The sequence below is a fragment of the Vibrio sp. LB10LO1 genome (assembly GCF_010092875.1).
Taxonomy (GTDB): domain Bacteria; phylum Pseudomonadota; class Gammaproteobacteria; order Enterobacterales; family Vibrionaceae; genus Vibrio; species Vibrio campbellii.
In genome coordinates this window covers 30,302-51,052 of sequence record NZ_JAADJW010000003.1, presented here as the reverse complement: position 1 = coordinate 51,052, position 20,751 = coordinate 30,302, and the positions used below count along the sequence as shown (strand labels likewise).

Annotated in this window: 17 protein-coding genes; 9 read left to right on the top strand and 8 right to left on the bottom strand. The window is 46.0% G+C overall.

The genetic code is table 11. The annotated features are described in order from the left end of the window. Positions 1 to 24: 24 nt before the first annotated feature. Positions 25 to 1,566 (bottom strand): sensor domain-containing diguanylate cyclase, encoded by a 1,542-nt coding sequence (locus GXP65_RS03115; RefSeq protein WP_162091969.1) that lies wholly within the window; start codon positions 1,564 to 1,566, stop codon positions 25 to 27. 285 nt (positions 1,567 to 1,851) lie between these two features. Between GXP65_RS03115 and GXP65_RS03110 the strand changes: the two genes are divergently transcribed. Genes GXP65_RS03110 through GXP65_RS03100 form a run of 3 tightly spaced genes read left to right on the top strand, consistent with a single transcriptional unit; the run spans position 1,852 to position 7,329 of the window. Beyond that, positions 1,852 to 2,484 (top strand): DUF2760 domain-containing protein, encoded by a 633-nt coding sequence (locus GXP65_RS03110; RefSeq protein ID WP_005434042.1) that lies wholly within the window; start codon positions 1,852 to 1,854, stop codon positions 2,482 to 2,484. Then, positions 2,484 to 4,448 (top strand): Hsp70 family protein, encoded by a 1,965-nt coding sequence (locus GXP65_RS03105; RefSeq protein WP_162091968.1) that lies wholly within the window; start codon positions 2,484 to 2,486, stop codon positions 4,446 to 4,448. The genes GXP65_RS03110 and GXP65_RS03105 overlap by 1 nt, the downstream gene beginning before the upstream one ends. Before the next feature lie 55 nt (positions 4,449 to 4,503). Continuing rightward, complete coding sequence (locus GXP65_RS03100; protein WP_162091967.1) at positions 4,504 to 7,329, top strand: Hsp70 family protein; 2,826 nt, start codon at positions 4,504 to 4,506, stop codon at positions 7,327 to 7,329. Between the two features lie 85 nt (positions 7,330 to 7,414). On the opposite strand, the gene GXP65_RS03095 is transcribed toward GXP65_RS03100, so the two are convergent. Continuing rightward, positions 7,415 to 7,609, bottom strand: coding sequence for a hypothetical protein (locus GXP65_RS03095; protein WP_005377692.1), 195 nt, complete (start codon positions 7,607 to 7,609; stop codon positions 7,415 to 7,417). 86 nt (positions 7,610 to 7,695) lie between these two features. Here GXP65_RS03095 and GXP65_RS03090 point away from each other — a divergent pair, with 86 nt between their 5' ends. After that, the gene (locus GXP65_RS03090) at positions 7,696 to 8,382 is read left to right on the top strand and encodes a DNA-3-methyladenine glycosylase I (protein ID WP_038889440.1); all 687 of its coding nucleotides are present in this window, start codon (positions 7,696 to 7,698) and stop codon (positions 8,380 to 8,382) included. Between the two features lie 91 nt (positions 8,383 to 8,473). Here the strand turns inward: GXP65_RS03090 and GXP65_RS03085 are convergent, their stop codons facing one another. Then, positions 8,474 to 9,451, bottom strand: coding sequence for a Gfo/Idh/MocA family oxidoreductase (locus tag GXP65_RS03085; protein ID WP_162091966.1), 978 nt, complete (start codon positions 9,449 to 9,451; stop codon positions 8,474 to 8,476). A gap of 11 nt (positions 9,452 to 9,462) precedes the next feature. Next, on the bottom strand, positions 9,463 to 9,750 hold the full coding sequence (locus GXP65_RS03080; RefSeq protein ID WP_162091965.1) for an antibiotic biosynthesis monooxygenase: 288 nt from the start codon (positions 9,748 to 9,750) through the stop codon (positions 9,463 to 9,465). 103 nt (positions 9,751 to 9,853) lie between these two features. On the opposite strand from GXP65_RS03080, the gene GXP65_RS03075 reads away from it, so the two are divergent. The 5 genes from GXP65_RS03075 (at position 9,854) to GXP65_RS03055 (ending at position 16,159) form a co-directional block, all read left to right on the top strand. Beyond that, complete coding sequence (locus tag GXP65_RS03075) at positions 9,854 to 10,729, top strand: LysR family transcriptional regulator (RefSeq protein ID WP_162091964.1); 876 nt, start codon at positions 9,854 to 9,856, stop codon at positions 10,727 to 10,729. Positions 10,730 to 11,061: 332 nt separating this feature from the next. Next, positions 11,062 to 11,553 carry a type II secretion system protein gene (locus GXP65_RS03070; RefSeq protein ID WP_005433764.1) on the top strand — a complete coding sequence of 164 codons (492 nt, stop codon included), beginning with the start codon at positions 11,062 to 11,064 and terminating at the stop codon, positions 11,551 to 11,553. A gap of 271 nt (positions 11,554 to 11,824) precedes the next feature. Further along, complete coding sequence (locus GXP65_RS03065) at positions 11,825 to 13,564, top strand: ABC transporter transmembrane domain-containing protein (protein ID WP_162091963.1); 1,740 nt, start codon at positions 11,825 to 11,827, stop codon at positions 13,562 to 13,564. Positions 13,565 to 13,566: 2 nt separating this feature from the next. Further along, the gene (locus GXP65_RS03060) at positions 13,567 to 15,345 is read left to right on the top strand and encodes an ABC transporter transmembrane domain-containing protein (RefSeq protein ID WP_134977630.1); all 1,779 of its coding nucleotides are present in this window, start codon (positions 13,567 to 13,569) and stop codon (positions 15,343 to 15,345) included. A gap of 265 nt (positions 15,346 to 15,610) precedes the next feature. Further along, positions 15,611 to 16,159 (top strand): hypothetical protein, encoded by a 549-nt coding sequence (locus GXP65_RS03055; RefSeq protein ID WP_005433911.1) that lies wholly within the window; start codon positions 15,611 to 15,613, stop codon positions 16,157 to 16,159. 183 nt (positions 16,160 to 16,342) lie between these two features. Here the strand turns inward: GXP65_RS03055 and GXP65_RS03050 are convergent, their stop codons facing one another. The 4 genes from GXP65_RS03050 to GXP65_RS03035 form a co-directional block, all read right to left on the bottom strand. Next, the gene (locus tag GXP65_RS03050; RefSeq protein ID WP_005442113.1) at positions 16,343 to 16,558 is read right to left on the bottom strand and encodes a hypothetical protein; all 216 of its coding nucleotides are present in this window, start codon (positions 16,556 to 16,558) and stop codon (positions 16,343 to 16,345) included. Positions 16,559 to 16,657: 99 nt separating this feature from the next. Continuing rightward, positions 16,658 to 17,782, bottom strand: coding sequence for an HD domain-containing phosphohydrolase (locus tag GXP65_RS03045; RefSeq protein ID WP_162091962.1), 1,125 nt, complete (start codon positions 17,780 to 17,782; stop codon positions 16,658 to 16,660). A gap of 260 nt (positions 17,783 to 18,042) precedes the next feature. Beyond that, positions 18,043 to 19,248 (bottom strand): aromatic amino acid transport family protein, encoded by a 1,206-nt coding sequence (locus tag GXP65_RS03040; RefSeq protein WP_162091961.1) that lies wholly within the window; start codon positions 19,246 to 19,248, stop codon positions 18,043 to 18,045. A gap of 173 nt (positions 19,249 to 19,421) precedes the next feature. Next, complete coding sequence (locus tag GXP65_RS03035; RefSeq protein ID WP_105065381.1) at positions 19,422 to 20,615, bottom strand: iron-containing alcohol dehydrogenase; 1,194 nt, start codon at positions 20,613 to 20,615, stop codon at positions 19,422 to 19,424. Positions 20,616 to 20,751 lie beyond the last annotated feature (136 nt).

Here is a 20,751-nt window from a genome sequence, read left to right as displayed (position 1 = left end):
CAAAACTCGAATTTGCTCGCTGAATTAATCGCCGATCGATACAGAGTTTCGACCATTTTTCTTACTTTGGTAGAGCTGCACGTCCATTTTGTGGAACAAACTCTCAGGATCTTCCCCTTTGTGCACCGCGGCACCGATACTCAAGGAGCAAATGATCGGCGTGCTTTCGTAGTCAAATGGTGAACTCGCCACGATGCCACGCAACTTGTCTAGGTATGTGGCAAGCTCTTCTTTATCCGTCACCTGCGATAAGATACAGAACTCATCACCACCTGCTCGGTAAAAACGGTCACCATCAAGTAGATTCGCATTCACCAGTTTCGTCACATGCAATAACGCTTCATCACCAGCCAAATGGCCATATTTATCATTAATCAGTTTGAAGCGGTCGATATCGAAGCCAACCAAAGAGAACTTAACGTCACCATTAATGTAGTGCAGCAAGTTATCGTTAAATACGCGTCGGTTGAGCAATTGGGTCAATGGGTCTAGTTCCGCCATACGCTTCAGCTCCACGGTTTTACTATCAAGCATGACCGCCAAGCGTTCTTTCTCACGAGATTGAAGGTTGACGATATAACTGATCAACAGAGCGATGACTAAGCCTGCGATACCTGTACCGTAAAGCACTGAACGCTCCCAAGCAGAAACCGATTCTGACAATTTGAACTCAACTTGCCATTCACGATTTGGCAGCGGAATGGTCCGACTGATAACTTTGCCATTCAACCCATCCCAATCGGCGCTTTTGAACAGCACAGGATCGTCGTAAGCATCAAAGCCCATGTCCTCAACTTTGACCGACATATCTAGCTCTGTGGCAGTTTTAGTAATCAATTGGTCAAAGTACACGGTGCTTCGTACCACACCAATGACCACACCAAGCAGCTCGTGTTTGTCGTAGCTAAAAACTGGGTGATAAACCAGCAAGCCTGACTTTTCTAAAGATTGATCGTATCCATCTTGTAGCAGGCGAACTTTGTCAGAAATGTTTGGGCGATTATTCTTAATAATGTCATCAATAATCAATTCAAATCGCAAACGTGATGAGTAAAAGCCCAGTAATGATAAATTGGTTTCGGTTCTTGGGTAGATGTCTGTTGCAATAAAGGCTGGCGCGCTGTTTTCAAGGATATAACCCTGAGTTCTTGGGCCGTCTTTTGGTACAGTAAAAATCTCAAAAGTAGGAAAGGTTTTTCGGGTCTTTTCTAAGTAAGTATCAAGCTCATTTGGCGCTACACGCTCCATCCACTGCAAACCAATTAAGCTCTGTGAACCTTCCACCACTTGTTTCGCGTAGTAAGGAAATTGCATCCAGTAAGACTTGTCGACGGAGTGAAAGAAGTTGGCACCAGCACCAATGAATTCGAGATCGTTTTCCACCGCAAGTTTGAGAGATTCCGCTTGGCGGTCAGCCAAGGTATCAAAGATGGTCATGGTGTAACGCTGTTGGATTTTGTAGGCAACACCCACCATGCCTGCGGCAACAATAATGACCGTAATAAAAGCTACAATAGAAGCAGAATATCGTTTGAAAATGCTCTGTTGAGCCGTGCTATATGTCATTTCGTGTTCCACGTTTTTTGCGTGTAATGCTTCGATAATGATGGAAATACTGCGCTACATGTGGATAAACATCAAGCAACAACGTTTGCAGCTCCGTCTAATCGTTGATTTTTCATGCTAATCATGCGGTATATTCACGAATTATTACAGTCTTAAGCCTTGAATATGCTACCATCCACCATCATTTTAATGTCTAAACTTGGTGCAGGTCGCAAAGACGATCCTTTTAGTAAACATATGAGCCAATACTGAGCGCCAATAAATCAATAGAAAGAGAAAAATGTCATGAACATTGATTTGAACCTAATTCCTCAAACGTTCGATATGCTTCACGCAGGCCTTGCGGCTTCGAGCGTTTTACTTCTTCTTATCGCGGTATCTCGTAAATCTAAAGTGATCGAGAAAGTGGTAGAAAAACCAGTCGAGAAAATCGTCGAGGTTGAGAAACCAGTTGAGAAGATCGTGGAAGTAGAAAAAGTAGTGGAAGTTGAGAAAGTCGTAGAACGTGTTGTAGAAGTTGAATCTAAGCTTGCTACTGCATCTACAGATTCTGCAATGCAGCTGCTTTCTATCATGCAGCAAGAAGCTCGTCTGATTGACTTCTTGAAAGAAGACCTAACGTCATTCTCTGATGAAGAAGTAGGCGCAGCAGCTCGCGTAATCCACACTGGCGGTCAGAAAGTGCTGAACGACTACGTGACGCTAGCGCACGTTCGCAACGAAGACGAAGAAACTCGCATTACGGTTGAAGAAGGCTTCAACCCACAAGAAATCCGCCTAACTGGCAACGTAACAGGCAGCGCGCCATTCAACGGCACACTAGTTCATAAAGGCTGGAAAGCAACATCAATGACGTTGCCAAAACTAGCGGAGAACTACGACGCATCTGTGATCGCTCCAGCTGAGGTTGAGCTGTAATGGAACACATGAACCAAGAAAACCATTCTCAAGAAGCGTCTGTTGAAACTCAGCAGACGCCTAAATTCAGTGTTGGTATCGACTTAGGTACAACACACTGTGTGATGTCTTTTGTTGATACACACGACGAAGATGCTCGCGTTGAAGTGATGCCTATCCCGCAGCTTACTGCGCCAGGCACGGTAGAGACTCGCAGCCAATTGGGCTCTTTCTTATACCAACCGCACGAGCACGAAATGAACCCGCAATCACGCGTTCTTCCATGGTCGAGCGAGCCAAAAGCTCTGGTTGGTGCAATTGCACGTAACCTAGGTTCAAAAACACCGATTCGCCTTGTTGCAAGTGCGAAATCTTGGCTTTGCCACGCTGGTGTAAACCGTCGTGATGCCTTCCTACCTGCTGGTAGCCCAGAAGAAGTGGAAAAAGTATCCCCTCTTCGTGCGACAGAGCTTTACCTAGAACACCTAAAAGACGCTTGGAATCACGCGAACCCAAATCACAACCTTGCCGATCAAGACGTGACTATTACGGTTCCTGCTTCTTTCGATCCTGCTGCTCGCGATCTAACAGCAGAAGCAGCTCGCAACGTTGGTTTTGTGCACCTAACGCTTCTAGAAGAGCCACAAGCTGCACTTTACAACTGGATCGATAACAGCAACGACAAATGGCGCGACGAAGTTGAAGTTGGCGACATCGTCCTTGTGGTCGATATCGGTGGTGGTACAACCGACCTTTCTTTGGTTGAAGTAACTGAAGACGACGGCAACCTAACTCTGAACCGCATCGCGGTAGGTGAACACATCCTACTTGGCGGTGACAACATGGACCTTGCACTTGCGTACCGCTTGAAGATGAAGCTAGCGCAAGAAGGCAAAGAGCTACAGCCATGGCAAGTTCAGGCAATGACGCACGCATGTCGTGACGCGAAAGAAGCGCTATTGAACGACAGCGAACTTCAGTCAGTGCCAATCGTGGTACCAAGCCGTGGTTCTAAACTGCTTGGCGCAACGCTGAAAACAGAACTGACTCAAGAAGAAGTACAACAAACACTAGTTGACGGCTTCTTCCCTCAAGTTGCGATTACGGACCACCCTGTTCAACGTAACCGTGGTGCACTAACGCAAATGGGTCTACCTTACGCACAAGATGCGGGCATTACTCGTCACATTGCTGCGTTCTTGTCTAAGCAAGCCAATGCTCTTTCTGCTTCAGGAAATGGCGCAGAAGCAGCAGCTCAAGATTTTAACCCATTCGCTAACATGCCTGGTATGCCAGGTGCGGATGCAGCGCAATCGGCTGACTTCATCAAGCCAACCGCAATCCTATTCAACGGTGGTGTTCTGAAATCGAAACTTCTAGCAACTCGTCTAGAAGACACGATCAACGAATGGCTAATTGAAGCAGATGCTGAAATGGCAAAACGCCTAACAGGTGTGGATCTAGACCTTGCGGTTGCTAGCGGTGCGGCTTATTACGGCTCTGTACGTCGTGGTCAAGGCGTTCGTATCCGTGGTGGTATTGCTTCGGCTTACTACGTAGGTATCGAAAGTGCGATGCCAGCGATTCCGGGCATGGCGCCGCCAATGGAAGCACTGTGTGTTGCACCATTTGGTATGGAAGAAGGTTCAAGCGTTGACGTACCAAGCCAAGAGTTTGGTTTGATCATTGGTCAACCGGTTAACTTCCAATTCTTCGGCTCAACCGTTCGTCGTGATGACCTAGCAGGTACCCACCTAGACTACTGGGCACCAGAAGAGCTTGAAGAGCTTCCAGAAATCCAAGTAACGCTGCCTGTATCCGAAGGTCGTCGTGAAGGTGAAGTGGTTCCAGTAACCCTAGCCTCTCGCGTGACAGAGCTTGGTACGCTTTACTTAGAAGCCATCGCCGCTGATAACGGTCAAAAATGGCATGTTGAGTTCGATGTGCGCGAAGACGCGAAAAGCAACTCAAGCGAAGAAGAATAAATAGAAATCAAACGGCATCCAATCGGGTGCCGTTTTTAAATACACGAAGGTTTGTATGGCATCTCCTCGTTTTCTTGTTGGTATTGACCTTGGCACCACAAACACTGTGGTGGCGTACTGTGAAATCACCGACAACCTTGAACAATCCGAAGTATCCCTATTTGACATCGACCAATTGATTGGTCCGGGTGAAGTGGTTCGTAAGCCACTGCTACCCTCTTTCCGCTACCATCCTGCGGTTGGTCAAATCTCCCCTTCTGACCTGACACTCCCTTGGGAAAACGAACCTGTATCTGGCGACATTAGTAATGTGATCGTGGGTGAATGGGCTCGTGAATTAGGCGCTAAGGTGGAAGGACGTCAGGTATCCAGTGCTAAGAGCTGGCTATCACACCAAGCAGTGGATCGTAGCTCAGATATTCTTCCTTGGGCTGGCGCGCAAGACGTAGATAAAGTCTCACCTGTCATTGCCAGCGCAAGCTACCTCAACCACATTCGCCAATCTTGGAACTACCGTCACCCTAGCAATAAGCTAGAAGACCAAGATGTGGTTGTGACTGTTCCAGCGTCGTTCGATGAAACCGCTCGTAAGCTCACGCTTGAAGCGGCTGAGCTGGCTGGTTTAAAGAAAATCGTCCTGCTCGAAGAACCACAAGCGGTATGTTACGACTGGTACGCGCGCCACCAGCAAACCGCTGCAGATGAGCTCAAAGAGCTGCCACTGATTCTGGTATGCGATGTGGGTGGTGGTACCACCGACTTAAGCTTGATTGAAGCAAGTTTCTCTTCACAAAATGAGCTAGCCCTTGATCGTATTGGCGTTGGCGAACACTTGATGCTTGGTGGTGACAACCTCGACTTAGCATTAGCGCACCTTGCGGAAAGCCGCCTTTCTCAAAATAAAGGGGAACAAAGCAAGAAGCTCACTGCAGCAAGCCTAACTAAGCTGATTCAGCAAACTCGCAAGGCGAAAGAAAACCTACTTTCATCGAGTGCACCTGAAGAAGTAAAAATCACCATGCTAGGCAGCGGCTCGAAACTTCTTGGCGGAACAAAGAGTATTGGGCTGAGCAAACAAGAAGTACACCAAATCGCTTTGGATGGCTTCTTCCCGCTTTCTGATTTCAGTGAAGTACCAGACAAACGCCGCAGCGCCGTTGTCGAGTTTGGCCTTCCATACGTTGCTGACCCAGCAGTGAGCAAACACGTTGCCGAGTTCTTAACTCAGCACCAACAAGTTGCTCGTGCCGCTCTCAGCATTGAAGACGACAAACAAAATGCCATTCCGGTAGGTTTGCTACTTAACGGTGGTGTGTTCAATAGTGAACTTGTGACTGAGCGTGTCACTACCCTACTGTCCGATTGGCGCGGCGCTCCGGTTACGGTATTAGACAACCCACATCCAGATTGGTCTGTTGCACTAGGTGCTGTTGCGTTTGGTAAAGCACGTCGTGGGGCACAGCTTAAAATTGGTGGTGGTGCAGCCCGTTCTTACTTCTTGCACCTTCAAGAGAAGAACAAGATGGGCAAAGCGCTCTGTTTGCTTGCAAAAGGTACAGAAGAAGGTCACGAGATCCGCTTAAGTGGTCGTCGCTTCTCACTTACCCTAGGTGAGCCCGTTCGCTTTAACCTGCTGACTTCTACCCACGACACCTTAACCAATAACACCGCCATTCAAAACGGCGTGATGGTGGACGTTGATCCTGACTTGTTTGCCCCTCTGCCGCCTTATATCACCACCCTTGAAGGTGAAGGCGCCGAACTGCAAGCCAACCAAAAAGAGCGCGTAGAAGTACAACTGGCGTGTCAGTTGACGGAAGTCGGCACGCTTAAGATGGAATGTGTCAGCGCAGAAGATGACAGCAAACGTTGGGAGCTGGAGTTCGAAGTTCGTAACAAGCAAACCGACGACAGCGAGCAAGTTAAGCTTCACCCTAAACTGAACGAATGTAAGGAGCTGATCGCTCGCCTTTACAGCGGTAACAAGAAAAGCGCAGAAAGCAAAGAGATCAAAACCTTAGCCAAAGATCTTGAGAAGAAACTTGGGAAGCGCGACGAATGGGATTTCACGACCCTACGTCAACTTTTTGATACCTTTGCGCAAGGTCGTAAACGTCGCCGTCGTTCTGAACAACACGAGAAAAACTGGCTTCGTTTGGCGGGCTTTGCACTGCGACCGGGCTTTGGCGATCCAACCGACTCATGGCGCATTGAGCAAGTTTGGGGTCTCTACCAACAAAACATTCAGTTCAAGAACCATCAAGGTTGGACTGACTGGTGGGTGTTCTGGCGTCGTATCGCTGGTGGTTTAAGCCAAGAGCAGCAAGAGAGCATCTTGGCGGACATCGCGAAATACCTACATCCTGGTGCGATGAAAAACCCACAATCAGCCAAAGCGGCACAAGACATGGGTTATGAATCCATGGTTCGATTAGCGGCATCGCTTGAACACCTAGAAGTCGAAGACAAAGTTCTATTGGCTACGTGGTTCTTGAGCAAAGCCATCAACCATAACCAGTTCGAACAAGCGCACTGGTGGGCTATGGGTCGCTTGGCATCGCGTACGCCTTTGTATGGCAGCCAGCATAACGTCATTCCTCGTGAACAAGCGGAACAATGGTTACCTAAGCTGTTGGAACAGAACTGGCAGAAAGAGCCAATGATCGCTTTCGCAGCCGTAATGATTTGTCGTAAGACGGGCGACCGCCTATTTGATATCTCAGACGACTACCGTGAACAAGTTCTCACCAAGCTGAAGCAAAGCAAGGTGCCTGAATCTTGGGTTTCACTGGTTGAAGAAGTCAAAGAGCTTTCTGAGAGCGAATCGAAGCGTATCTTTGGTGATGCACTACCAAGCGGTCTGACGCTGGTAAATAACTAAGCTTCCATGCTTATAAACGCAACAAAGCCCTTCTCGTGAGGGGCTTTGTTTTATCTGATTCTAAAAGCTGACGAAAGACGACTCGTTAGTTCATTTCCGTATTGATCACCACATCACGCGTTTCATTATCCATATCACTGATGCCGACAACTGAGATTTCACGGTCAGATAAATTCTCAATCATGCTGTCTTCTAACCCACCGTCCGTCATCCACGCATAGAATTTTTCTGCAATACGATCCGAACCTTCCCCGACAAACGTTAATGTGACCTTCTTCATTTGTGACACTCCATCAATTTACGATTCAGCCACTTAAGCGTAGTATGTTTCGCAAATATCGACATAAACTAGGACTAACTTCTTTTATGAGTATCGAAAAATTTGACGCGATTTATCAGCGCGCTGCTGAGCGTAAAGGTGGTGAAGATCAACTTGAAGCGCTTTTGTCTCATCCACTAAGCAGAGAAGAATTGGCAGCGATTCCCGACGACCGTTGGCTGGCCGCTTTTTCGATGAAGGTATTCCAAAGTGGGATTTCGTGGAGCGTGGTTCGCAACAAGTGGCCGAACTTCGAAGAAGTGTTCTTCGGATTTAAGATTGAACCGCTGTTGATGCTGTCAGACGAGCAATGGGAAACCAAAGCAACCGACAAACGCATTATTCGCCACCTCACTAAAGTCATGTCGATCCCTGCCAATGCTCGTATGATCCACGAAGCAAAAATAGAATACGGCTCGTTTGGCAAAATGGTTGCCGATTGGCCGCAAGAGAAAATTACCGACCTATGGGCGTATTTGAAGAAACGCGGTAATCGCTTAGGCGGAAATACTGGACCTTACACACTTCGTCAAATGGGCGTCGACACTTTTATCCTATCTAGCGACGTTGAAGCTTATCTGCGTAATTGCAAGATCATTGAAGGTGGCAAAGATACTAAAAAATCGCTCGACGCAACCAACAAAGCCTTTGTTCAATGGCAGCAAGAAAGCGGAAGAAGTCTGACTGAAATCAGTCAAGTCATTGCATTCAGCACTGGCGATAACCGCATTTAAGCCAGCTGAACATAAATAGAAACGGCGCACTAAATATTGTATTTAGTGCGCCGTTTTTATTTTCATTGGTCTATTTCACCTAAACACAAGCTTACTTTGAAGCCAGTGATTCCCACTCCGTCAGTAGCTGCATGATACGGTGAGAGTCTTCCCATGTTGCACAAGGGTTCTCTAACGATGTACGCCCCGCTTCAACCGCCTGGCGGATATTGCGCACTTGATAGTAAAAAGCGTCCCCTGCTGCCGAAACAGACACTTCACGCTTCGACGTCTCGTAAATTTCCACACTAAACTGGTTATCTTGCGTTGGTAGCCATGGGTTTGAATCTAGCGTAATACAACCTTTGCTACCCAGGATGGTGAACTGGTGTTTCAATCCATGATCTTCGGCAGTGTGTACGCTCACCGTTTGTTGCTCACCAAATTGCATCATCAAGCTCGATTCACAGATATTACCGTCATGGCCTCTTCGGCCAATCGCCGTCATAGAGCGGTTTCCAAAGGCTTGTTCACCCAACATGGTTTTCACCACCAAGTGCACCAATGACATTGGGTAACAGCCTAAGTTATACAAAGCACCTTTACTGTCTGGATTCACAAACTGCGCAATCGATGCAATGTAAGAAGTATGAATCGAGCGAAGTTCACCAATCTCTCCCGATTTAAGCACCGAAACCAACTCGCTGATCAACGGGTGATGTAAATACATTAAGCCTTCAGCAAAGAACACCTTGTGCGCTTCTACTGCTTGAAGTGCCAGCTCGGTTTTTTCCATATCTACCGAAAGTGACTTTTCACACAGGATCGCTTTGCCCTGCTCCGCCGCTTTGACAATAAAGTCATGATGAAGGTGATTTGGCAATGCGATATAAATAATGTCGACTTGCTCATCGGCAATCAACGCATCGTAATCGTTAAACGTGTTTTCGATGCCATATTGCTCAGCGAATGTCTTTAAATTCTGCTCCGAACGCCCAGCCACCGCGTACAACTCACTCTTGTCATCGCCTTGGATTGCCTCAGCCATGACACCTGAGATAAAGCTTGTGCCTAAAATGCCCCATTTCATGTTCACGTCTCCTATTGAGCTTGGGTTTCGAATGCCTGAACTAACTCTGCCATTTCAGCCGCAATAAACGCTTGTGTATGCGGCATAGCAAAATGCGCTTCAATCGCAGCTCGGTTTTCATATCGCTCCCAAAGAATCACACGCAGTGGGTCTTTCGAATCGTAGGTCGCATTCGCTTGCAAACATCCCGCTTCGCTCTGCATATCAAGGCAAAATTGTTCAATGGCTTCAATCACTTGTTGTCTTGGTTTATCAGCATTCATTTTCAGTTCGGCGGTAACAAAAATCGTCTCGCTCATGATGGCTCTCTTTCTCCATTCTTAATCATTCCGCCACTGTAATTAACCTCATATGATTGATAAACTCTGCTTGAGTTATTTCTTTATCAACTCTGGGTGTGCAATGGACAAATTAACAAGCATGAAAGTTTTTGCTTACGTGGTCGAACATGGCAGCTTTCGTAACGCCGCACACCACTTTGATATTTCACCAACCATGGTTGGCAAGCACGTGAGCTTTCTTGAGCAAAGCTTAGGTACACAGCTAATTCATCGCACCACGCGCAAACAGTCCCTGACCGAAGCTGGCAGGCTCTACTATCAAGAGTGCCACCGCATTATTGAAGACATCACCAACGCAGAGAACCTAATCCAGACACTGATCAACCGTCCAACCGGAACGGTGAAAGTTAACTGCCCTGTCACTTATGGCAAAAAGGTCATTGCACCCATCGTGGCTGACTTCTTAGCAGAATTTCCCGATTTGAATGTAGAGCTTATATTGGATAACAATTTGATTGACCCATATCGAAGCGAAGCAGACGTGATTATTCGAATCGGAGAGTTAGTCGATTCGTCGTTAGTCGCGAGAAAACTGGGTGAATACCACATGACTTACTGCGCTTCCCCCTATTATCTTGAGCAGCATGAGCCTATCCAATCACTTGAAGATCTGGAGCATCATCATTGTTTGGGATTTCAGTATCACCAAGGAGAAAGCCAACAAGTGGTGAACATGCCATCTAATACCTTTGGAAACAGCAACACCCGATTAACGTCTAATAATGGCGATGTACTTAAGTTTGCCGCTTTAAAAGGCTCAGGTATTCTTCTGCAACCAAAGATCTTAGTTGAGCAGGAAATCCAATCTGGCGCATTGGTGGAAATTCTCCAGCAACATGCTCCCAAGCCAAAACCGATCCACCTGCTTTACCGTTCAAAACAGCTTTCCCTTAAAAATCGTACTTTTGTCGAATTTGTTCTTTCTGAGATGAACTAACCCACCTCTCGTCGCCAAAAGCCGATTTTATTTACCCTGATAAACTTCTCCGGTGCGTTAGTGATACAAATGCCACACTCACCAGAGGGAATTCATGATTGAGGGCATCATGTTCCACGCCTTATTCCAACACGTATTTCATCTCTTCTTATTGAGAGAAGACTTACTTTTTGTGTGAGAATGAATGAGTTTCCCCTGCAATTTTAAGCAACTTGTTTTATATATTAAAACCGAACCATTCATCGCATAACTTCATTCTTTTTCAATACCTTTACAACCATAATTTTGTTCCAGAATAGCAGACTATAAAAACACATATTCGGAGGTTGGTTGTGCGTAATACCAAAGGTTTTACACTGATAGAATTGGTGGTTTGTATCGTCATTCTTGGCGTGGTAAGTGTCGTTGCGCTCCCAAAATTTCTTGGTATCCAGAAGGATGCTCGCATCGCTGTCTTGTATGGTGCCCGTGAGGCGCTGATGACCGCCAACAATCAGGTCTACGCAAAAGCCGTGATCCAGTCGCAAGAAAACGTCGATTCTGGAGAGCTGATGAACATTGACTTGGACAACGACGGCGTTAACGATTTGATTGGCTATTACGGCTATATTAAGAATGTGATTCCGGCTCACGATTTGGCGGGATTTGATCCTCAGTTAACCATCAATCGCTGGTATGGCGTCGAAGACGAAGAAGAACCCTACTTTCTTATCGGCTTCGCAAATAAGCCTGTCGACATTTTTCATCTTTGCTACGTAGAGGTGTATTATCCGAAAACCGCAGGTGGTCAAATAAAATACGGAATTCAAACCAGAGACTGCTAAAACCGATAAAAACCAGCTTCAAGAGTGATACTTTTGGAGCTTTTACCTGCCTTAGAGACAGAACTCCGTAAAAATGGCATTTAACAATAATTTCACAATATCTTGTTACATCCTCGCCTTTCAGCAATACATAAGGTTGCGATTCATAGAGCCTCTATAAAATCGATACATTGTGTTGTTTTTCATTTCGCTCAAAAATTATGCTTGTAAACTCATCCATTCGCTCAATAATGGTTCCATAATAAATTCAATAATTTAAGCAGGAGGCGAAATGAGAATATTCTGGCAGCTACGTTGGTATTTCCAACTAAAGTGGAAGCAGTATGTGGGGTCAATCCTACTATTTGCCGTCATTTCCGCCCTTCAGCTTGTCCCTCCCAAAGCGGTCGGCATTATTGTTGATGGCGTGGTCGATAATACCCTCGAAACCAGTACCTTAGTGATGTGGTTATTAGGCCTTATCGTGCTATTTTTTGCGATATATGGCTGTCGAATTCTATGGCGTATATGGTTATTTGGCGCGAGTTGGGAATTAGGCACTATTTTGCGTAATCGCCTCTATCGTCATGTCTCTACTCAGCCTCCTCGATTCTTTGAACGATACAAAACCGGCGACCTAATGGCTCGTGGTACGAACGATGTGCGCAACATTGTCATGACTGCTGGTGAAGGCGTTTTGACCGCAGCCGACTCTCTGATCACTGGTATCGCAGTACTGATCATCATGGTGACGCAAATCAGTTGGAAGCTAACCGCAATGGCACTATTGCCGATGCCGTTTCTTGCCATCATTATCTTCTTCATCGTACGTATTCTGCATAAACGATTCAAAATCGCACAAGAAGCCTTCTCTACGATGTCAGACATGACTCAAGAGTCACTAAATGGCGTGCGTATGTTGCGTGCTTTCGGGTTAGAAAACCAAGAGCAACAACGTTTTGAAGAGGTTGTCGATGATACGGGCGAGAAGAACATCGCCGTTGCTCGTGTCGATGCACGCTTCGACCCAGCGATTCAGCTGACCATCGGCATGTCTTTCTTTTTGAGTGTTGCTTCTGGTGCCTACTTAGTTGACCAAGGTGATATCACACTCGGGGATTTGACCGCCTTTACTATGTATTTGGGCCTTATGATCTGGCCGATGCTGGCATTCGCATTCCTATTTAATATCTTGGAAAGAGGCTCTGCTGCGTGGAACCGTCTGCAAGAAATCTTCGACGAGAAGCCAGAGATCGTCAGTGGTGAAACGCCATTAGGCACTCAACCTTTACCTTTGCAGATCAAGATTGACGAATTCCACTGGTCTAAAGAGCTGCCACCAGCACTAACTGATCTTCACATCACCCTTGAGCCAGGAAAAATGCTCGGCATTGCGGGACCTGTCGGTAGTGGTAAATCCACGTTACTAACCTTACTGCTTCGCCAACACGATATGGATAACGGTACGATTCAATTTGGTGATGTCAAAATTAAGGACGCAGTTTTGCCAGAGTGGCGAGACCGTTTCGCTGTCGTTAACCAAAGCCCGTTCTTGTTCTCTAAATCTATCTTTGAAAACATTGCTCTGGGCAACCCTAGCGCATCAAAAGAAGACGTTTATCGAGCAGCCAAACTGGCTTGTATTCACGACGATATTGAGAAGTTTCCTGAAGGCTATCAAACAGAAGTGGGTGAAAAAGGCATCACCCTCTCTGGTGGTCAGAAACAACGTATCGCTATTGCACGCGCCATGCTGCTCAATGCCCAAGTATTGGTATTGGATGATGCCCTGTCTGCTGTGGATGGTCGTACAGAGCACCGGATTCTAAAGAACTTAGAAACTTACTATCGTGAGCAGTCATTGATTGTTATCGCCCACCGCCTCACTGCTCTGGAAGCAGCAGAAGAGATTGTAGTACTCAATCACGGACACATTGCCGAGCGCGGCCAGCATGGGACACTTCTTGAACGTCAGGGGTGGTATGCGGAAATGTACCAGTACCAAAAACTAGAACAGGCAATGGAGGACTAATCATGAAGCAATCGACAACGTTTAAACGGTTAATGTCTTACCCATTATCGCAGCCAAAACCCATGCTAAAAGGCTTGGCACTACTGTTTATCGCGGCGTTAGCCAGCGCTGGTGGGCCATGGCTTGTTCAATACTTTATTGATGAACACATCGCTAAAGGGGATTACTCGCGCGACATTTTAATATCACTCGCAGCAGGCTACATTGCCTTACAACTTATCTCGGCGGTGTTTCAATACTTCCAATCATTGCAATTCAGTATTGTGGCAACTAACACGATCAAAACGATTCGCAAGCAGGTTTTCTCTGGTGTGATAAAGCAGCCTTTATCGGCATTTGACTACACTCCTGCGGGTAAGTTGGTGTCTCGAATCACCAACGATACAGAATCGCTGCAACAGTTTTATGAGTTACTTATCGCCACCGTGGTGAAAAACGCAGTGATGATCTTGGTGATGTTGGGCGTGATGTTTTACATGAGTTGGAAGTTGACCATCGTCGTGTTGGTACTGCTACCAATCGTGATCGGCTTTATGTACTTGTTCAAAAAGCTCAGCACAGAAAGCTATCGAAACATGCGTGATCTGCTGACCGACATTAACGCCAATTTGAGTGAATCCATTCAAGGAATGAGTGTGGTGCAGTTAATGCTGCAAGAAGAACGTTTCAACAAACAGTTTAACGGCCTAACCGACGACCATCTGGTTGCCTCTAAAAAAGTGATTCGCTTGAATGGCTACCTCTTACGCCCCCTGATGGATTTACTTGCAGGCCTTGCCCTACTCTCTCTTGTGGCTATTTTTGGCTTTAATGGTGTCGAACTGATTGGTGTGGGTGTCCTGTACGCTTTCATCAGTTACCTAGCGCGCGTAACCGAGCCTTTGATCGAGATGACACAGCAGTTGGCATTGCTTCAGCAAGCATTGGTATCGAGTGAGCGTGTATTCGAGTTGATCGATGCGAAAGAGCAAACTTACGGCGATGACCATAAGCCACTGCAAACTGGCGCGATTGAGCTTAACAACCTAACTTTCAGCTACGATGGCAAACAAGACGTCTTGAAAGACATTTCGCTGAAAGCATCGCATCAAGACTTTATTGCGCTTGTTGGCCACACCGGTAGCGGTAAGAGCACTCTCGCTTCTTTGCTCATGGGGTTCTACCCAACCGAAATCCGTGAACTGCTGATTGATGGGCGTCCGTTGAAGTCTTTAGGCAAAGACGTACTGCGCAAAGACGTTGCCATGGTGCAGCAAGACCCACATATTCTCCCTGCCAGTGTGCGTGAAAACGTCTCTTTGGGAAGAACGATAGAAGATGTGCAGATTTGGGATGCACTTGAAAAAGTGGGATTAGCTGAACAGATTCGTCGTTATCCGAATGGATTGGATACTCAGCTTGGCCAAGGTGAAACAAACCTATCGGCAGGTCAAAAACAATTGCTTGCACTCGCTCGTGTACTTGTCGCTAAGCCTAAGATTCTGATTTTGGATGAGGCGACGGCAAACATTGACTCAGGTACAGAAGCGTTAATTCAAAAAAGCCTTGAAGTGCTTCGTCAAGATATGACGCTTGTAGTAATCGCTCACCGCCTATCGACGATTTTAGATGCCGACCAAATCATCGTTCTTCACCATGGAGATTTAGTAGAGAGCGGCACGCACAGAGCGCTGTTAAAACAAAATGGTCGTTACGCGCAAATGTACCAACTTCAACAAGCGAATCGTCATATTCAGCAAATCGAAGAGGAAGACGACAAGCAATTCGAGGAAGCTGTTTAAACAGCCTACACGACAAGCCAACACTGACTTTAAGCCCGTTAGCCATGCTGCGGGCTTTCTTTATGCTAAAGTTCCGTTAATAATCTAAACAATTTCTTTATTTCTTACCTATTATTGACATAACCACTCGCTATTACCTGTGAGGTCGTTGTAAAATCGCATTATTAACCGACTCGACTAACCTCAAGTAAAGCGTTCTGCGCTTAGCTTGGTTGCTCGCGTCTGCCTATTTCCATATTGCATATTAATTTCATGACGGAAGTCCATGGACCAAGATAAGTTTACTAACATCTATCGCTTGCCAGGTTCGCTACAAATACGAATCGCTAAATGGCAAAAAACTTTCCGCGGCACATCTGATTTAGTTCTTCATCAGGTGCTAATGGAACGTAATAAGCAATTCAAGAAGCCAAGCTTTTTACCCAAGAGCTGGTGTATTTCTCCTATCGATGAGAATGACATCACCATTACTCATCACGGTAAATACATTCAAACCGTCATGCGCACCATGATAGACAGAAAGGTCTCATATAAACGCCTTTTCTTGTCGCGAATGGAGGCAGAGAAAGGTGAAAAAGTCCTGCATGATTACAAGCTTGAATGGGTGAGAAAGCACAATCAGGTCGCTAAAAAGTACAACCAAATCAAGAAAAAGCAGTACATGAACTTTGCGAGAGAAGAGGAAGAGACACTTTACCCTTCTATCCCTAAAGGCGAGTTTGACAAAACACTGTGGAATAAATTGGTGGTTTCGACTTTTGGCCCCGAGAAAAAGTACAAGAACCCCCATTTTGTACGTAAAGCAGATTTCTAAAAAATCCCCCGACTGTTCGGGGGATTTTTTTATGCTTTCGACATATTAATAGTGACATTGTCACTAAAGGGTGAATCATGATTGTTATTAGCGGAGCGAGTGTGGCAATTGCACAGCACCCGCTGGTAATAAAGCTGCGGCGGTGAGAAAAGTAAGATGAGAGCCGCAGCGTTGTTGAACCAGTTAATGACGTGCGTCAGCGCCAAACTCTACTTCTTTATAGATATCGGCCAGTGACTTCTTACCTTGTTTGTCCTTGGCTGAACGCTTTCTTGGTTGGTAATGATACTCTTGGTCTTGCAAAGCTTCTTCATGTTCCTTTGCAGACTCTACGAATTCAGCATTCGCAAGTGCTTGTTGGCGTAAGCGGTTTACTCTTTCTAGGGTTTCCCACAACATACTTCACCTCCAAACGATTTGCTGTATACATATACAGTATTATTTATTCTGACCTCCTAGTCAATCTTTTGAGTCCCTTCACGGCTTGCTCCTCTACTCTCACATTAAGCCCATACCAGCATAGTGCTCTGGGTACTTGTGAATGATCTGTTTTAGATAGCCTTGATGATCACGCAAGGCATTCACGCACTCCCGGGATAACAAGCCTTGATAAACACGTTTCTCTAGTTCTAACAAGGCATACGGAATTGACCACGCTTGACGATATGGATGATGGGTGGTCATGACATCAAACACATTAGCGACGGCCGCGATTTGAGCGGCGATTGGAATACCTGAACGATCCAGCCCATACGGATGGCCGGACCCATCAAGGTTTTCATATTGATAAGACGTAATTTGCTGGAACAAAGTGACACTCGGATGAACCGGATTGCCGATTCTTGCCACAATGTTATCTGCTGATTCCACACATTGCTCAATGTGCTCCGTTAACAACGCTTCTTGTTCTGCATTCACACAACGACGATTGCACACGATATATGCCGGAAGCTCAATGTCGCTTAGAGCATGATAACGAGTGAACATGCCAATTTGCTCCACAACCTCATCACTGAATTGGTATGTATCAGCAAGTTGGGTGGCAATCAATTGAGCGTACATGCCCATTCGTTTGCTGTGCGAGTAAACCTCTGGTGAATAACCTGGCATCAAGCACTGCATTCTTTCCGCTAACAGCTCGATAGCGTTAACGACATTGTCTTCAGACTCCACTGCGAATTGCACCATTTCAAAGTAAGGCTTTAACCCATTCAACGCTTCTACACTGAACGCATTAGGCTGAATAGAATTGAGAAAGACGAGGCCAATGAAGCTTTGACGGTCGTAACAAGGGATCGCAACAGACGAGTGATACCCCTCTTTCAATAAGGTTTGAATGCGCGAACAGTGTTTGATGTCGTAGAGATCGTTAACAAGACGAGGAATGGCATTGTCAGCAGCAATGCTCAAGTTATGAAGTTTACGAAGTGGCGCTTCGTGATGAGCCAAACACCAAGTGTCGAATTCACTTTCGGCAAAAGATTTAAGCATGCCTTGTTTAGGGTGATACTTCGCAAAAGACACCCTATCAACACACGGTAAATGTGCCTGCATCCTGTTCTTTAAAGTCTGCATTTGCTCATTGAGCGGTTTTGCAAACGGGTAAAAACTTCGGTGCGCCATACTTCACCTCCACACCAATGTAGAGAAATCAGAAGAAAAGGCTCATTAAAGTCAGCGTATTTGATGTGATTAGAGCGGCTTTTCTCCACCTAAATTATCGACATACCACAACTTAAGTGTACGAAATAAAAACAGTTTTTCGCCAATCTTTTCACCGAATATTCTACGGTAATTTAACCCAGATCAAAAAAAACCAGCGCACTTTCGTACACTGGCTTTTTAATACAAGATAAGTTTTTCAATATCAATTCGCTTGGTGATTAACCCAACGCAGGAAGTACACCCAAAGTAATAAGTAGCTGCGCCATCACGATGCCCGTGCCGGCAATGCCCGTTACTAATAGAGCTCCCTGTCCACCCGCCACGCGGTATTCGCCAGTAAACTCATCAGAGCGACGCACCTTCACGACCATCACTAGCGGTAGGAAGATTGCAAGAATAGCCAACGCAATCGCTGCGTAACCTAGTGCCATGATGAATCCTTGTGGGTAGAACAATGCAAAACCTAGTGGCGGTGTAAAAGTCACCACTGCAGCGATTAGACGATTTGGCTTTTCACTGTCACCTTTGATTGTGTCACCCAAGAACTCAAACAGACCCAAACTCACACCTAGGAAAGACGTCAGAAGCGCAAGGTCAGCAAATACGCCTACCACACTACCAAGATTTGACTGGTGAACAGTTTGAGACAATTGACCAATCAGCGCGCTCAAACCACCTTTTTCAATCAAGGTATCTTGGCTTACAACACCTAGAGTTACGATTTGCCAGAAAATGTAGATCACGAGTGGAATCGTCGAACCAACGATAATCGCTTTACGTAGAGACGAAGTGTCACCATCTAGGTAGTTAACAATCGCAGGGATGCTGCCGTGGAAACCAAAAGAGGTAAAGATGACCGGAATCGCGGCAACGATAAGACCTTGTTCAATTGGCATGCTCAGTAAGTAAGATTCCGTCACGTTTGGCGCAAGGAAAGACAACACAGCGATCATTGTCACCATCTTAAGGCCAAACAGCACGCGGTTAACCTTGTCTACCGTTCCGGTGCCAACCGTCACAACCATTGTTACGATAAGCGTGAATATGATGGTAGAAGTGGAGCCTGAAATATCCAGACCAAACCATTCTATTAGACGGTCACCGAACTGAGCGCCGCCACCAGCGATGTAAGCAGCACACAATGAGTAGAACAAGAACAGCATCGCAAAGCTCGCAACCCACTTGCCCTTCTGACCAAGAATTTGCTTCGCCAGAGTATGAAGGGTTGCGCTGCTGTCCGCATATTGGTGGAGCTCAAGCATCAATAGCGCCGTAAACGCCATTAATGCCCACAGCCCTAACATAATGATCAGAGACGTTGAGAAGCCAATGCCAGCAGAGGCAAGAGGAAGTGCCAGCATACCAGCACCTATTGTAGTCCCTGCGATAATCAGGGTGCTACCAAACACTTTAGATCGACTCATTGTATATTTATCTTTACAGCTTAATAAGATTTATCAGCATCAGATCGGGCAACGGCACACCAAACCTAACACCATATTTGGAATGATGACGATTCTGTAGGATCTTTCTAATAAGATCAAGCAAAGTGTAAGGATAAAAACCCACAGGTGTAAATTATTTTATACAGCCATATCTAAGCTCTGATTTCCGCTAGTAATTGGGCGCACTCTTCTTCATTCATAAACTTAGGCACTGGGTAGCTCCAATGCGCTTCTTTGAGAATCAAAGTCACTAATTCGTTGGTGTCAGACGCTTGCAACAGTGACGAAGTTTGCTCGATGCCAATCTCGGTATACAACCCCTCCAGTCTATCTAAGAAGTCTTGGGCGTTAGGCACATACCCACTTTGCGTTCCTATCAGGGCTTCGCTTAGCTCGGTCAGTTGTGACTCAATCTCAGAGAAAGAAAATCGAAGGACAGGCAATAAAGCAAGACCATTTGCCATGCCATGAGGCAAGCCATACTTAGCCCCCAAGTTGTGCGCGAATGCGTGTACGTAACCAAGACTCGCTTTGGTAAAGGCTAAACCCGCATAGTAAGACGCCATTGCCATTTTGTGTCGAGCTTGAGTGTCACTGCCCTGTTCGACAGCACGAGGTAAGAATTTGAATATCAGTTTGATAGCAGCAACAGAATACGCTTTGGTTTCCATCGTCGCGTTGCGAGAAATGTAAGCTTCTACCGCATGTGTTAACGCATCAATACCTGTATCAGCCGTTATCTTCGCAGGCAAACCAACCAGCAAATTCGAATCCAATGCCGCCATCAAAGGCACTAACTTCGGATCCATTAATGGCGTTTTGTGGTGGGTATCTGGTTCAGAGACCACCGCAGCAATCGTCACTTCCGACCCAGTACCCGATGTCGTCGGAATCACGAATAAAGGAGCAGGCGTTCTCCACACTCGAAAGAGACCAGCGAGTTTCTTAATGGATTTCTTGTTGGTGACTCTGGCTGCAATGACTTTGGCACAATCCATGGCCGATCCTCCGCCAAGCGCTAAAATGGCGTCACACCCCGAATCGAGATACATCGCTAAACCATTCTCAACTTGATCGTATGTGGGGTCTGGTTTTACCTCAGAAAACAATGCAACGTCTAAACCTCTGGCTTTTGCGCTTTCAATAACTTGTCCTGCTATTCCTATTTTTACTAACCCTTCATCGGTGACGAGGAGTAGCTTTTTGAATCCAAGATCAGCAATCGCTTCTGTCAATTCATGAAGGCAATCAGGACCCGAGAACAAGGTCGGTTTAGGAAAAGGGAGAACGTAGGCGGCTACCTTCAATCCATTGGTGTAACCGCGATAAAGCAGATGTTTCAACATACACAGTCCTTTTGTTTTTGAGCATTCATTCTAGATGCTTTTTTAACCAACTCGAACTGGTAAGGTCACAGAATCACCTTTCAATCAAAGTACTTGATCGTAGAAACACGAAAAACCTAAACACAAACAGGGACAA